This window comes from Novosphingobium resinovorum, from assembly GCF_036352595.1.
GTDB classification, from domain to species: Bacteria; Pseudomonadota; Alphaproteobacteria; order Sphingomonadales; family Sphingomonadaceae; genus Novosphingobium; species Novosphingobium resinovorum_B.
Window position 1 is genome coordinate 1 of the sequence record NZ_JAZFAX010000059.1, and the last position, 15,535, is coordinate 15,535.

The window sequence follows — 15,535 nt, forward strand, 5'->3', positions numbered from 1 at the left end:
CGGACCGATACCCCATCTTCATCCGCCTCGGCGAGGATCGCCGCCTTCTCAGCGTCCGAAAACTTCCTGCGCCGTTCGGTGCGCGCGATGATCTCCACCCGATCCTTCACTTGGCCTCCTTCTGGAGTCCAGAAAGAGACTCCCTAGCGGAGGTCCATCAGCGCCAAGCCGAAATGCCGCAACACGCCCGACGGCGGACGCTTACCCCAAAAGCGAGCTCGTGGCGATGGCCAGCTCGCATGTCGGGCGTCTTATGGCCGAATGATGCCCTCCCATGAACCACGGCCGATGGGCGGCTGCTATTCATGGGGGCAGGGGCGACGCCTGAGTAGGTTTCCCGCTGTCTTCGCGCTTCGTGTTGTTCGCGCGGCATCTGCCGGCCGAGAAGGCGGGCAAGCCGCATTATAGCGCCATTCGCTCTTGGATAAAGTCCAGGCAGCCGGCGGGAGACAGGCGTTAGGTAATCGTGCTCAGGCTCTCCAGGTCGAGTCCTTTCGTTGCGAACGCGCGATCACCCGAAAGGCTCGAATTCCCTCCCGATCCTTAGATCGCGGGAACTCGAACCGATTTCGAGCCGATACGATCCTGTGGCCACGCGCCATTCGCGCTTAAGCTCATCCCAATAAGACAAGGAATGCTGATCCAAGGAGAATTCAACTTCCGCGACATCTCCTGGTTCAAGCCAAACGCGCGAAAATCCCCTTAACTGACGTGGCGGCGCACCTGCTGCGCTTGGCATCGATATATATAGCTGTGCCACTTCGGCCCCAGCCATGGTCCCCGTATTCCGTATGTTGGCACGGATTGTCCATTGCCCGGATGCACGCTCACGCTGCAACTTCAAGCTATCGTAAAAAAAACTGGTGTAAGACAGGCCGTGCCCAAAGGGAAACAACGGAGCTATCGACTTCGCATCGTACCAGCGATAGCCGACAAGGACACCTTCCCCGTAATTTTGATCTACGGCATTGCTGTAAAATGCATGAGTTGGATTGTCCTCAAGTCTTTTGGGGAAGGTCTGTGCTAGCTTGCCAGACGGGTTGGCATTACCGACGAGGATGTCCGCTATGGCATGACCGGATTCGCCCCCGAGATACCAGGCTTCTACGATCGCTGCGGCCTTGTCTGACCAAGGCATCACGAGCGGGCCGCCGTTGTTCAAGACTACGACGGTCTTGGGATTAGCCGCAACCACCGCTTCGACTAGGGCATTCTGCCCACCGTATAGGTCAAGTGAGTCACGATCTAGTGTCTCGCTTTCCGCCGTGTTTGAAGAGCCGACAAAGACCACCGCGAGATCGGCATCGCGCGCCGCCGCTGCCGCATCGGCAATGCTTGCTGTAGGCATTCGCAGGCCGACCCGGTAAGCGGGAACTTCCTTGTGGGCCGGCAGCATTTCGAGACGGAAGCTGTAGGAGCGTCCTGCTTCGAGATGGACCTTCCCCTCGCGGGCCTGCCAGCCTAGGAAGTCATACATGGGGGGCGGTCCGGCCGTGAACCGCGGCGCGACTACGGGTTTCCCATCAATCCAGATGGTCGATGTTCCGAAATCAAGGAGTTGGAAATCATAGTCGCCAGTGCGCGGCGGCCAGAACCAGCCCTCCGAAGTCAGGGTCAGGGTGTCCGAGGGGTGTGCCGTGACCTCGCTGCCGAACTCGAACTTCATGAACAGTGGGTCGTGGTAGGTCTTGGCCACTTGCGCGCTCGCCCCTGACCCCACGATGAGCCGGGTACCAAGGCCGTTATCGCGAACCTCGCGGGTCGAAGAAAACAGGCGCGGATCCGCGACTGCGGGATAGGGATTGTTATCCGCGCAATCGACTATCTGCAGGTCGATGTGGTCGGGCAGAGCGGCGCATAGGCCCTCGAGCGGGGTGACGGCCCGAAGGGGGTTGACTTCAGAACTTCCGCCCCCCTGAATAAGGCGGGTATCGACGTTGGGCCCGACAAGGGCAAGGCGCCGCACACGGGTAGTGTCGATCGGTAGCGTTCCCGCCTCGTTTTTAAGCAGAACTATGGCCTCGGTAGCGGCCTGACGCGAGGCCGCCCGATGTTCAGGGGTATCGATCGCGCCGGGGTTGCGTTCCCCCGTAGGTCTGGAAAGATCAGACTTGAGTGCTGCTGCCACGATCCGGCGGGCCGAGGTATCGATTATGGATTCGGTGACCTTCCCTGCGGCGACTGCGGCGATGAGCTTCTTGCCCCGCTCTTTCGGTGGTCCCGGCATTTCAAGATCAAGCCCGGCATTGAGCGCTTCGACCGTCGAATGCGTGGCACCCCAATCAGACATGACCGCGCCATCGAAGCCCCACTCATTACGCAGTACATCTGTCAGTAACCATTTGTTGTCAGTAGCGTAGACCCCATTGACCTTGTTGTAAGCGGTCATGACGAAGCCCGGGTCACTTTCACGCACAACCGTACGAAATGCCGGCAGGTAAATCTCGCGCAGCGCCCGCTCGGACACGTTGGCGCTCATGGTCTTGCGATTGCGTTCCTGATTATTTGCCGCGAAGTGCTTGGGAGCGGTCAGGCGGCCTGTACTGCGCACCCCGCGTGTCCAGGCCTTGGCAATCTCACCGGTCAGCCAGGGATCTTCAGAAAAATATTCGAAATTGCGGCCGTTCAGCGGAAGGCGCTGGATGTTCATCGCCGGCCCGAACACCACTTGGTAGCCTTTGGCCGCAGCCTCATTCCCTATAGCCCGCGCCACACGTTCGACAGTGAGGGGATTCCAGGTCGCGGCGAGTGCGGTACTGCAAGGGAAAGCCGTAACCGGCGAGGTATCCTTCGTTCGCACGCCATTGGGGCCGTCCGCCATGCGCAGCGAGGGGATGCCCAGTCTTTCGATTGCCGAGGTATCATACAGGTTAGAGCCGGAGAGAAGGGCGACCTTCTCTTCGAGCGTCATCTGCGCCACCAGCATTGCAGCCCGGTTTTGAAGATCCGAGGGGGTCGTGCCGGATTGCGCCAGAAGCTTGCCAGGCGCGGACTGAGTTCCGAGGAACGCCACCGAACAAACGCCGGCCCGCAGGAGCGAGCGGCGGGAAATTGTCGTGCTTGAGGCAATTGTCACGGATGCTCCTCGTGGCTGCGCTGCCGCGCCGCCTATCAGTATGAACGCCAGACCCCTGCAAAGGCGATTGATTTCGTCAGATAGTATCCCGGCTGCGACGGGGCGGGGCATGGTTATCTGTACAAGAGAAAGGGGGCGACCCTTTGGTCGCCCCCTTATAAAGCGTGGATTAGAACTTCACGCCCGCGCGAACACCATAGAGACGCGGGTCGGAGACGAAGGCCCTGCCCGGGGTGCCCTGCAACCGGATGGTATTCTCGATATTGTTCACGAATGCCTGCACATACCAAGCATCCTGCGGCGCATTATACGTGATCGTCGCATTGGTCGTCGTGTAGGAAGGCTGGCGGTACTGGATCGCTCGGGTGAAGTCGCTGAGATAATAGGCCGCGCTCCAGCGCGAGTCGGCATGCGCGACAATTTGCGCACCACTGGCGAGGGGAACGGTGTGCGAGTAGCCCATCATGATCACCGAGGTCGGCGAATTATCGAGGCGCTTGTTATGCCAATCGACACCCGACAATGGCGAGTAGGATGCGTATCGGGCATCAAGCAGCGACATTGAGGCCGTGAACTCGTCATTGCGTGCGGGGCGAGCCACCATCTCGATCTCGGCGCCGTCGACCTTGGCTTTGCCGGCGTTGGCGGTGACCTGCGAGGTCGTCAGCTGAGTGCTGAGCTGGAGGTTGGTGTAATCGTAGTGGAACGCGCTGACATTGAGAGTGAGGGCGTGATCGGCCGTATGTGCCTTGATACCTGCCTCGTAGGAAGTGAGCATTTCCGGCTTATAGTAAAGCTGAGCGGCCGAAACCGGATCGATGCAAGCCGACGACGAGGAAGAGCAGCCGTCGTTGAACCCGCCGGCCTTGTAGCCTGTCGCAACGGTGCCGTAGACTAGCACGTTACGGCCGGCGTCCGCTTCGAAACCGCCTTTCCAGGTCACCTTCGAGAAGGTCTTCTTGGCGTCGTTTACGCCAATGATGGTGTACTCTGACGGATCAAGCTGGGTCGATTCGGACTGAATGATGGTGATACCCGCACGCGATTTGGTATCACGCGAATAGCGCACGCCGCCGGTGAGGCGAAAGAAATCGGTCAGCGAATAAGTCGCCTGACCGAACGCTGCCTTCGACATGCCGATCGTCGGATCCTGAACGAAACCGTAGAGCGAGAAGCCGAACAGGTTGGGGAGGAGTGTCTTGAGGTCGGTCGTTTTTTCCCGGAAGTAGTACAGTCCGGCAACTGCCTTCAGTGGGCCATCGCCGGTCGTCGAAAGGCGCAGCTCCTGCGAATTTGAAAATGTCTTTCCGCTCAGGTTGTCGTCGGGATAAACGCCGCTCGATTCAAAGGGGAGCGTGAACAGTTCATCCCGGTCGAACACGCGGTACGATCCCAAGTAGGTAAGGCCAATACCCCCGAAGTCCCAATCGAACTGACCGGTGATCCCGTAGTTCTTGTCATCGAGATGGCCGTTCGAGACCTGCTGATAGTTGACCGTACGCTTGGCCTTCGACCCCGACGTGATGTACTGCGGGTCGCTGAACGGGCTCGAGTAGAAATTGGCGAGCTTCACTGACTGGGGCCCAATGCCGCCCTGATGGCCGTAATCCGCGATGACCTCCAGGCTGCCCTGGTCCTCGCTGCCGAGAAGCGCCCTGGCGCTCAGGCGAACCGAGTATTCATCCTGGTCGTTGCCGAGCTTTCCTTCGATGCCTTCGCCGCGCACCAGATAGCTGTCATGCTTGTTATAGGACGCAGCAGCGCGCACCGCGATCCGGTCGTTGACCGGCAGGTTGACCATGACGTCGCCGCGGTAGGTGCCGTAATTGCCCAGTTCGAGGTTGGCGGCTGCCTCGAACTTGTCTGCGGGCTTCTTGGTGATGACGTTGATCACACCGGCGGTAGCGTTACGGCCATATAGTGTACCCTGCGGGCCGCGCAGGACTTCGATATGGTCGAGGTCGTAAAATGCACCGGTAAGCGATTGCTGGCGTGCCAGGTAAACCCCGTTCAGTAGCATTGCCGCCGAGGGATCACCCTTCTCAGTTCCGTCAGCGCTGGAGACGCCGCGAATCGTTACGCGCAGGCCGTTCGACTTGTCGATCAGAAGTGCAGGTACTGCGTCCTGCAGCCGGCTCGCATTGTTTACGCCCTGCGAGCGCAGATCATCGCCACCAACAGCAGACACCGATAGCGCTGCCCGAGAAAGGAGTTCTGGGCGCTTCTGAGCCGTCACAACGATTTCACCGGGGATATCGGCGTTGTTAGCGTCAGCAGTAGTCACATCGGCTTGCGCGTTGGCACACACTGGAACCATCAAGGCTAGAGCCAAACTGGTACCCTGCATAAAGTTAAAGATGCGATTCGATCTCATGAGTTGGCCCTGACACCTTTGCTTCTTATTGATGTCATGACCGTGCTCGACACCGCGCTGTGCGACAATGACAAACATAGGCTAAGAACGTTGCTCTGTGCGCAACGAAGCGTTCGGCGATCATAACTTCAAATAAACGCCCGTTCCAAACCTAAAAATTCTTCATATATTATCTGAAATGGGAAATTTTCAAAATATATTTTCGAATAAATTAATTAACCATTTAATTTTCTAAATTATATAATTTAAATATATATAATTATTATTATTATTATTATTTTAAATAAACTGTTCGGATGCATCGTGCTGTTGGCGGAGGTTGGGAAGTGGATCGAAACTGTTTGGCATGACTTCATCTTCGCTGCGCGGGCTTGTTCCACTGCCTTAGCTGGGCCTCTATCCGCTTCAGCGGCAGTAGCGGAGCGCCTTCCAACTGGCGGCCCGACCGCAGGGCGAGGCTAGTCGTGGTCTCCTCGATAGTGTCGTCGGCGGTCGGCACGCTTACCATGACCCTTTGATCAGTTCCGACCACACCGAGATTTGTGGCAGCACGGCAAGGGCAATGCCCGAGCGCACCGTGTCCTGCACTACGTGGATCGAATTGGACGTGATCGCCGGCTGCAAGTAGGTCTTCGAATTGGCCTCCGCCGCGCCGAGGATCTGACGGATGCGGAAGTCCGCGGGCGGCAGCACTAGGGGCACCTGCGCCAGTTCCTTGATCGTCACGCTGGCCTGCCCGGCCAGTGGGTGGTCCGGCAAGCATTATCTCCATCAGCGGCTGCGCGATCACCGATCGCACTTGGATCTTCATGTCGTTCGGCGTGGAGAAGACAAGGCCGAAATGTGCCTCGTCATCCACGATCATGCGCAGGATATCTTGCGTCGATCCGGTCAGGATCTCCAGCCGAATCTGCGGATTGGCCTCGGCGAACTGGCTGATCAGGCTGGTGAAGCTCTTGCCTGCAAACCCCTCGCCGATGGCGGCCGTCACCTGCCCGGTGCGGATGGAGCGTAGCTCCTCTAGCTTGGCGCGCAGGGCCTCGCGATCGGCCAACTGATTGCGGTAGTGGCCGATCACGACTTCGCCAGCATGGGTCAGCCGCACGCCTCGCCGCCCCTTCTCGATCAGCGCAAGGCCATACCGGAATTCCATATGTGCAATTTGGCGGCTGATTGACGATGGTGCAACATTAAGTCGACGGGCTTGGACGGTCTAGGCCGATGGGATCGGTGCACATTGTTCTGACCGGTCAATAGCTTTGGCCCGTCGCTTATGTTGTCTAACGTGCTATTTCACTTTCTGTCCGTCGTCGAGACATTCGGCGCAGAACGGGGCGTGGATTAGCGGAGAGCGAGCCTATTCCCGTTTCCTTCGCGCTTCGTGTGTCCACGCGCTATCTGCCGGCCGAGAAGGCGGGCCAGGAAGTCCGGCGGGAGGCGGGTGGTGACTTTTCATCGCCTTGGCCTTTTACCGTCGGCGGATGGGCGATTTGGGAGGGTGGAAGTGGAGTAGGAAGGGATGCTCCGACCCGCCGACCGACGCCGCAGGGGCGCCAATCCGACCGCGATGAAAACGCCTGACGTGATGGGCTGACGGGCAGGCTACCGGCTGATCCCGGGCGTTTTCACGCGGATGTCGGAAGACGATCCGCTCACGGCGTCGATACTTCGGCGCAGCAGATCGTCTTTTCAAAGAGCATGAACTGGGCGTGGCCCTTGCCGAGCGCATGCTTAACGCTCGTCCAGAGCGCGCCGGGCCGGCTGACATTGACGCAACTGCCGTCTTTGATCGGCTCCATCAGCAGGAACTTGTACCAACTCTTGGCCCACACCGGCTGGGTATGAATGAGCGACCGTCGGCCGAACTGATGGTGAGCGCACCGAACTGTCCCATTATGAAGAGTGCGGCGAGACCTGCCCAGGCCTCGGCGCTGTCCCCGCAATGAATATCGCCCGTAACCGGATAAGTTGCGCCCCACGAAACCATGCACCAGAACGGCGGATCGACGACCTTGTCGGCAGCCGCCGCGGCGCTGTCGGCCATGGAGGCAAGGCGGGCCGCGGGATTACCGAAGAGGATCGCCTCGGGCTGGATGATCGCGCCCCGCGTCGCCGATTGCCAGGTCGTCAGGACCTCGGTGATGAGAGCGACGTCGAAGCTGTAGTCCTCGATGCAGGGCAGGTCGGTGAACACGTCGAGCACCTTTCAGACCGGCGAGATGTAGTAATGCATCTGCGCGAACATCTTGCGCGTGTTGGTGTCGTCCGCGAGGCTGCTCCGGCTTCCTTGCAACTTCCTCCGGTCGGCATGATGTCCGCGCCGAGCGCGATCATGCAGCCCGGTTCGGTCACGACATCGACCTGCGGCTCGGCGACCAGAAGCTGACCCTTACCCCGGACCAGAAGGTCACGCCCTTGCAGCAGGCGCAGAGCTGCTTGGAGGCCGACTGGGCGTCGAGAGCCTTGCCGGTGGCTTCGATGATGAGGTCGCAGGCCTGCATCGGGGCGTAGTCGGCGGGGGGTGATGCGGGCGAGCAGCGCGTCGGCGTCGGCCTGGCTGATCTTTTCCATGGCGACCAGCTTGGCCAGGCCCTTGGCGATGCCGGCCTTGCCCTTTTCGACGTTCTCGAGGCTGACGTCCGTGAGGATCACGTCCATGCCCTTGCTCGCCACGGTGTGGGCGATGCTCGACCCCAGGATGTCGACTGACTGCACTATTAAGCTCCTTAAGCGGCGTTCTCCAGTGTCTTCTGTCGAGCAATTGGAATGGATACTGGCAAATTCGACGCGTGAACCTAAGTTGATTTGTACACAACGCCTGAGGTCCGCAGATCGTAGGTTGCAGAGCCGTCGCGATCGCATCCTCTTGCGGCACCGGACCGGATGCAGTTCGATCCGCACCTGACCCTGATCGCGTATGAGGTCAAGACAAGCTTGATCAACTATGTGGCGGATGTGGCAAACCGTCCGCCCCGCGTGGTTACCACGGTGTCGTGGTGGCCGCGCCCCAAAACCCTTCACCCACACTGGCTTCTTTTCGCGGCTCAAAGCGGGCGCTATCCAACTTCAACTGCAACTTTGGAAGCATCTATCCATGAATATCCTGTTCGACGAATTTGCCGACGTTCCTGTTGGTGATGGGGCGATGCGGATGCATCTGTTTCGACCGGTTGGTGCCGGCCGCTTTCCGGCGCTGATGTTTTTTTCGGAGATATATCAGGTGACGCGACCGATCCGGCGGTTAGCAACCACTTTGGCAGGTCAGGGGTTTCTCGTGGGTGTCCCGGAAGTCTACCATGAGTTCGAACCAGTTGGTGCGTGCCTCGCCTATGATGCCCAAGGCACGGAACGGGGCAATGCGCTCAAGGTCACCAAGAGTATCGCAGCGTTCGACAGCGATGCACAAGCCGGCCTCGGATACTTGGCATCTCATCCGGCGAGCACGGGCATGCTCGGAACCGTCGGCAAATGCTTGGGCGGCCACCTGGCTCTCCGAGCGGCCTTCGACGAGCGGGTGAAGGCGACGGCCTGTTTCTATCCCACGGACATTCACAGCTCTACACTCGGAGAAGGCAGAAACGACGATACCTTCTCTCGCCTGGAAGAGTTGAAAGCTGAAGCGCTATTCGTTTGGGGCAGGCAGGACCCTCATATCCCGTTTGCAGGACGGCAGCAGATCAGGGAGCGGCTAGAAGCCGTCGGTGTCAGCTACGAATGGCTCGAATTCAATGCCGCTCATGCCTTCATGCGGGACGAGGGACACCGCTATGATCCTGTCTTGACCGCTCGGGCTTTAAGCGCGGCGGTTCAACTGTTTCATCGCTCACTCAGGTGAAGGTTATCGGTGGGTGGCGCTGATCTGCGCGGGGCGGTGCACAGAGTTCTGAACTTTGCCGCCTTTTCGGGCAAGCGCGCGCACCGCGAGAACCCCGGCACCCCAATGCTCGGAGCAAGCAGGGGTTCTGTCGCAAAGTTGATTGAACACCCGGTGATAGCGTTGACGGTCTATCACGGTGATACTGTTCCTATTTCTAGATCCGATATTTGAGACAGTACTGCGCGCTGCGAGATGAAATACAATAAAATCGCATTGGTTGAAGATGGGAATGGCATGGAGCGGTCAGCTCAAGGGCAGCTGCTTCATAGCCATTCGATCCTGTTCAAAAAACGTCACGACGATACAGACCCTGGTCGATCAAGCGGTCGGTGAGCGTGTCACCGATGGCGCCGCGGATCGCCTTGTCCACTTCGGGGGCCATCCCCTTCGCGTTGCCGCATACGTATATGGCCGATCCGTGACTAACCCATCGTTCGAGATCCGCGGCGGCCGCGGTGACCGCGTCTTGAACATAGCGCTTGGAATCGGTGTCGCGTGACCAGCACCAATCGATGCGCGCGATCGTGCCTGAAGCGCGAAGGCTGGAGAGCTCTTCGTCGTGGAAGCGGTCATGCATCCGGTTGCGCTCTCCGTGGATCAGCCAGACTGGCGCGCCGCCCTGACGTGATCGTTGACGCACGTGGCAGATCAGGCCAGCCAGGCCGCTGCCGCTGCCGATTAGGACTAGGGGCCGGTTGGCGTCTTCGTGTGCGTGGAACGATGCGTTGACGCGGATGCGCAGGTCGATTTCGTCACCCAATTTGGCCCAGTTCGTCAGCCATCCCGAGCCGATGCCGTAAAGGCCGTTATCTTTGCGCACCTGCCGCACCAGCAGATCGAGGTGACCGCTGGCAGCGACCGAGGCTATCGAATAGGCGCGCAGGGCAGGGGCCTCCGTCTCATCCTGAGCCTTAGCAGATTCGCGGCGCGGCAAGATTTCTGCGATATCACCGGCGAGCCACTTTAGCGCGCCGGCATGGCACGGCGCAAATGAGAGGTGGAACATGGGGCCGCCCTGGCTGCCGGGATTGAGCAGCCGGCGTTCGACCAGTCGCCAGCGCTGCCAAGGCTCAGGTTCCCAGGCGGCACCTACAGGTCGGGCGCCAAGGCCGGCAAGATATAGCCGCCAGGTTTCCAATGATGCGGCGTCCTCGCCATCGGCCTCGATCAGCGGAATCGAGCGCCGAGCCCCGCAGGCGTCGAGCCATACATCCAGGGCATGCCCGAAAGCACAGAAATGCCGATATTCGCGGTCACCCAGGGCCAGAACCGAATAATCCAGGTGCTGCAGGTCGGGCCGTGTCGCCATGGCCTTGCGCACGAAAGTGCGGGCCATGTCGGGCGCCTCGCCCTCGCCGTAAGTGCTGGCTACCAACAGGAGCCGCCGCGTACCGGCAAGGACATCCTGCGAAAGCCCGCCCATGCGCAGCAGGCGGGCACCTGGCAATGATGCCAGCGTCTGCCGGGCGATGCGCTCGGCGGAGCCGGACTGGCTGGCGAAGGCAATTACCGTGCCCGTGTCGGTAGGCCCCGCGGTCGGCAGTGTGGAAGCTCGCGGCATGCGTGCCTTGCGGCGCCGGGCGAGATACAGGAGGAATCCGGTCACTGTGAACAGCGGCATGGCGGCGCTGGCCAGGAAAAGCAGGATCCGGCCCGGCAAGCCGAAGAACTGGCCACTGTGGAGCATGAACATCGAGGACGTTACGATTCGCCCTGCCGGTCGGTCGGCGTAGAAGTCCGACCGCGTCACCTTGCCGTTGAGTGCGTCGATATCGATTTCGTCGCTCATCCCTTCGTGTCGGGCATCGCGCGGCATCGCCTCGATGCGCACGGTCCGGTTGTCTTCCGGCAACCGGATGTCGATCCGGCCATAGGCCGCACCCTTCCCGATGCGTTCGAACGCCGGCAGCGCCACCCTGACGCCGATCTCGAACTGGCGTCCCACGCGCGGTGCCACTGCTTCGTTCTCGATCGTGACGTCGTCCTGCGGCACGAAGATCGAGGTGTAGGAGGCATAAGCGGTAAGGAACCCGTTCAGATCCGCCAGCGCTGCCGCATAGGGGGTGAACTTGCCATCGACCTTGGTGACGCCCACCAGTTCGTCGGCGACCCCTTCGTAGGCGCGCGCCTTCCACCAGGTCATACGACCGCCAGTCACGAACGTTGCCCACGATACCGGCTTGATGCGTGCCTGCGCGTAAGTGCCCAACTGCTCGGTCCGAGTTGCCAGAAATTCCTCGAAGATCCAATCCGGCTCGGCGATGTCATGGTCCGGCGAGAACACGTTCTGCGCCACATAGCCACCCGCTGCAGCCCTGCGCGCCTCATTGATGCGGCGGTAGTCCGCGCCGATCAACAGGGCATGCTCCAGACCGCCCAGGTCGAACGGGACCCGCAGGTTGGCATCGAGGTTGAGGTTCTCCTCGGTATCGATGCGGTATTCGTTTTCCAGCAGGGTCTCACCGGTCGCCGGATCGACCGCACTGTCGGGGAAAGCCAGCTTGCCGTGGCGCGAGCGGTCAAGGTAGCTGGTCGTCAGCCGAAAGACCGCGCCTCCAGGCAAGCGGTGCTCCAGGTTCGCGAAGATGTCGGCGGATCTCGTCTTATTGTGATTCCACCTAGCGCCGATGAAAGTGGAGCGTGCAACATCGGGGATCGTCCCATCGGCATAGCCAGGCAGGCCACGTCCATTACGCCCCTCCGCTTCCTGCCAAGTGCCGCCAACGGTGACGGTGGTATCGGGCGTCACGTCGAGATCGACTGTGCCGAACAGCGTAAAGCGGCGCGAATTGGTGAGGTCCACGAAGGAATCGGACTTGTTGATCAATGCGATGGCACGTGCCCGGACGCCACCTTGCGCGGTGATCGGCCCGCCTATGTCCACCACGCCGCGAAGCTGGTCCCAAGAACCGACTTGCGCCTCTGCGTTGACTGACCGCGTGTCCGTCGCCCGATTGCGCACCAGGTTGATGGTCCCGCCGGGATCGCCCGCACCCTGCAGGATGCCGGCGGGACCGCGCAGGATCTCGATCCGGTCAAAGATTGCCGCGTCGAAAGTGGTTACGTCGTTGTTTCCCGACACGGCGCCGCCGTCTACGCGCAGCGAATCCGCCAGGAAGCCACGGAACATGATTTCCGCACGCTCGTTGGTCCCGTCGTTCTGGATGACGATCGCTCCGCTCTGCAAGGCGATCGCATCGTTGACGCTGTTGAGGTTGAGTGCGTCGAGTTGTTCGCGGGTGATCACCGTAACGGCTTGGGGAATATCGCGCAGGCTGCTGGAAAGGCGGTCGATCGAAACCTGGTCGGTCGAATAGCTGCGAGTGTTCCCGGTCGTGGCTGAGCGTTCCAGTGCCGTCGAAGTGACTGTCACGGAGCCGATCTGTGCCGGTTCGGCCGCGTTCGCCGCCGCAGTGGCCCGCGCTTCCAGGGTCACACCTGCCGGGGTCATGCGCGCCGCCAGGCCGGTTTCGACCAGCAGTCGGGAGAGCGCCTCCAGCGGATGAAAGCGGCCCTTGACGGCGGCGGAACGCTTGCCGGCGCCAAGTGCGGCAGGGTAGGCGACCGGAATGCCGGACTGTTCGGTGAACTGCATGATCGCGTTGGCGAGCGGCTTCGCGGTGATGTCGAACGCGCGGGTAGTCTCCGCTTCGCGCGGGACCGTCTGGGCACTCGCTGTGGGGCTCCCTGCCGTGAAGGCAAGAAGTGCGCAGCCGGCTAGAATGGCATGAAGGGTGGGGCGGCGCATCTTGGGAGCCTGCATGTAGGGCATCTGCGTTCCAGCTTCGCTATGGCCTACGACATGCAGGACCTCTGCAGTTACGAATGATCCGCATTCGCATCTGTATGCCCAAGACGTATGTCACCGTATGTGCCCCAAGGCAGTTTTCAAATATTTTTCAGCGCAGGATCGCCACTCCGCCGGGTAGCAGGATTAGTTTCGCGCCGGCCATGTCGGCAAGCGTTTGCAGGGCTTCGTCGCTGCGGTCGATCCGAAAGGCGGCGCTAACGGCGGGCTGGCGATCCATCGAGATCAAAGTGAACGTTGCTCCAGGCCGATACTTTGCAACCCGAGCGATGGCATCGCTCATCGGCATATCGTCGATCGCGATTATGCCGCGCCGCCAAGCTGCTAGCGCGGCCGGGGCGGCATCACCGATCCTGGTGATCTGCCCGCCCTCGTCATAGCGGACGCGGCCGAGTTTTTCCACCGGCAACGGCTCGCCGTGCGCGCCGGTCGTCACCTGAACGGCGCCTTGCGTTACGGCGACCAGGATGTCATGCGCGCCGCGCCGCACTTCGAACGACGTGCCGACGTCCTGCGTGGTGCCACCCATCGCCGTCACGCGAAATGGACGGTGGTCGCCATGCCGCACGTCGAACCAGGCGTCGCCGCGCAGCAGTTCTATTCGTCTCTGGTCGCGATCATAGTGGACCGCGATTGCGGCGTCGCTGTCGAGCATGACGGACGTTCCGTCCGCCATCTCGAAAGTGCGCACCTCGCCAGGGTCTGTACGATAATCGGCCTGCAGGCGGGTCAGCATGCTCCCACCTGTCGCCAGCACCACCACCGTCGCCGCCAGTGCCGTCAGCAACGTCCAAGCAGCCACGCGCGGCGAGGGCCGTAACCGCCGCAGCACGCTACCCTGCGGGCGCACGACGCCCGCGTCCAGCGCTTGCCACAGATCTCGCTCCCGCTCGAAAGCAAGGCGGTTAGTGCCGTGCTCCATCCAGCTCTCGAACGTCGCGATCTGCTCGTCTGACATGTCGCCGCTGGCCAGACGCACCACCCAGAGAGCCGCTTCGTCGGCCGCGCGGTCCTGCACATCCGTGGCGCTCAATGCTTATGCCTCCTCTTGCATGGCGACGCACACCGCCCTTTGCTGCCCTGTAAGACGTGTGCGACAAGGCGTGCCCCAAGTGTTGGCCGACGGGATCTCCTAATCATTGCGGACCCCGGGCGCGCCGCAGCTGTTCTAGCGCGCGGCGGATATGGTTTTCCACCGTCGTTGTGGAAACGGCGAACTTCACCGCGATCTCGCTCTGCCGAAGCCCTTCGAAGCGGTTGAGAATGAACATGCTGCGGGTAGGTTCGTCCAGCCCGTCAGCGGCGGCCAGGACTCGCGCCAGTTCGTCGCGGTCGAGCGCTTCCTGCTCGGTGGGCGCGCGCTGCGCCTCGGCCCAGAGATGCGCCTGCGCCCGCTGGAATGCGTTGAGGCGGGCGTTGTCGGCGCGGACCTGGTCTAGCGCGAGATTGATGGCGAGACGATAGAGGTAAGAGCGCTTGCTGAGGATCCGTGGAGTGTCGGCGACGTCACGGATTCTGAACCATAAGGCTTGAATGACGTCTTCGGCGGTCGCTTCGCTACCGACGATGCGCCGTATTCTCGCCATGATGGCAGGGCGCTCGGCTATAAGCACTTTGAGGAGGGAAGAGGCGTTGGTGGGCATGGGTGGTCCCGCAGATCAAGCTTGACCGCGCTAGGCCGCCTAAACGATAATGCGACCAAATTGCAATTAAATTTGCAATTTTGGAGGCTTAACTGCCATCCTTGCAAAACTATGGATCCGCTGTTGGCGCTTCACATGATAAGTGGGGCGCGCAACTATGTCTTTAGGGTTCTCGCGGCTTGACAGACGTCCCGGGCCCGAGCCCGGGACGATGCGGATCACACGCTCAGACGACCAAACGCGCTCAGGCCCGCGTAACGCGCGGCCTTGCCCAGTTCTTCCTCGATGCGGATGAGCTGGTTGTACTTGGCAAGCCGGTCCGAACGGGCGAGCGAGCCGGTCTTGATCTGGCCGCAGTTGGTGGCGACGGCGAGGTCGGCGATGGTCGCGTCCTCGGTCTCGCCCGAACGGTGCGACATGACGGCGGTGTAGCCGTTGCGGTTGGCGATCGAGACGGCTTCGAGCGTTTCGGTCAGGGTGCCGATCTGGTTGACCTTGACGAGCAGCGAGTTCGCCAGGCCCTTCTCGATGCCCATGGTCAGGCGCGCCGGGTTGGTGACGAACAGGTCATCGCCGACCAACTGCACATTGTGGCCGATTTTGTCGGTCAGCGCCTTCCAGCCCTCGAAGTCGTCCTCGCTCATGCCGTCCTCGATCGAGATGATCGGATAGGCTTCGGTGAGATCGGCGAGGTAGTCGGCGAAGGCCACCGGCGACAGGCTCAGGCCCTCGCCGCTGATCTCGTACTTGCCGTTCT

Annotated in this window: 8 protein-coding genes and 4 pseudogenes; 1 reads left to right on the top strand and 11 read right to left on the bottom strand. The window is 60.9% G+C overall.

All coding sequences use genetic code 11. The annotated features are described in order from the left end of the window. Positions 1-511: 511 nt before the first annotated feature. From V2S85_RS25510 to V2S85_RS27335, 7 genes and pseudogenes are all read right to left on the bottom strand, one after another. Positions 512-3,076 (bottom strand): glycoside hydrolase family 3 C-terminal domain-containing protein, encoded by a 2,565-nt coding sequence (locus tag V2S85_RS25510; RefSeq protein WP_330705603.1) that lies wholly within the window; start codon positions 3,074-3,076, stop codon positions 512-514. A gap of 169 nt (positions 3,077-3,245) precedes the next feature. Beyond that, entirely contained in the window at positions 3,246-5,450 is a 2,205-nt protein-coding gene (locus V2S85_RS25515) for a TonB-dependent receptor (RefSeq protein ID WP_330705604.1), read from the bottom strand. Between the two features lie 501 nt (positions 5,451-5,951). Then, positions 5,952-6,176, bottom strand: a complete 225-nt coding sequence (locus tag V2S85_RS27320; protein ID WP_419198235.1) for a LysR substrate-binding domain-containing protein — start codon at positions 6,174-6,176, stop codon at positions 5,952-5,954. A gap of 55 nt (positions 6,177-6,231) precedes the next feature. After that, a pseudogene (locus tag V2S85_RS27325) lies at positions 6,232-6,642 on the bottom strand (LysR family transcriptional regulator); the annotation flags it as partial. A gap of 460 nt (positions 6,643-7,102) precedes the next feature. After that, a pseudogene (locus V2S85_RS25530) lies at positions 7,103-7,653 on the bottom strand (TraU family protein). Between the two features lie 145 nt (positions 7,654-7,798). After that, positions 7,799-7,951, bottom strand: coding sequence for a hypothetical protein (locus tag V2S85_RS27330; protein WP_419198236.1), 153 nt, complete (start codon positions 7,949-7,951; stop codon positions 7,799-7,801). Positions 7,952-8,027: 76 nt separating this feature from the next. Beyond that, positions 8,028-8,312, bottom strand: a pseudogene (locus tag V2S85_RS27335) (hypothetical protein); the annotation flags it as partial. A 232-nt stretch (positions 8,313-8,544) separates the two neighbouring features. On the opposite strand from V2S85_RS27335, the gene V2S85_RS25540 reads away from it, so the two are divergent. Beyond that, the gene (locus V2S85_RS25540; protein WP_330705605.1) at positions 8,545-9,285 is read left to right on the top strand and encodes a dienelactone hydrolase family protein; all 741 of its coding nucleotides are present in this window, start codon (positions 8,545-8,547) and stop codon (positions 9,283-9,285) included. A gap of 325 nt (positions 9,286-9,610) precedes the next feature. On the opposite strand, the gene V2S85_RS25545 is transcribed toward V2S85_RS25540, so the two are convergent. From V2S85_RS25545 to eno, 4 genes and pseudogenes are all read right to left on the bottom strand, one after another. Next, positions 9,611-13,099 (bottom strand): TonB-dependent receptor domain-containing protein, encoded by a 3,489-nt coding sequence (locus V2S85_RS25545; RefSeq protein ID WP_330705606.1) that lies wholly within the window; start codon positions 13,097-13,099, stop codon positions 9,611-9,613. Positions 13,100-13,226: 127 nt separating this feature from the next. Beyond that, positions 13,227-14,168: a FecR family protein gene (locus V2S85_RS25550; RefSeq protein WP_330705607.1), complete on the bottom strand. Its 942-nt coding sequence runs from the start codon at positions 14,166-14,168 to the stop codon at positions 13,227-13,229. A gap of 103 nt (positions 14,169-14,271) precedes the next feature. Continuing rightward, positions 14,272-14,778: an RNA polymerase sigma factor gene (locus V2S85_RS25555; RefSeq protein ID WP_330705608.1), complete on the bottom strand. Its 507-nt coding sequence runs from the start codon at positions 14,776-14,778 to the stop codon at positions 14,272-14,274. Between the two features lie 218 nt (positions 14,779-14,996). Further along, a pseudogene (gene eno, locus V2S85_RS25560) lies at positions 14,997-15,535 on the bottom strand (phosphopyruvate hydratase); the annotation flags it as partial.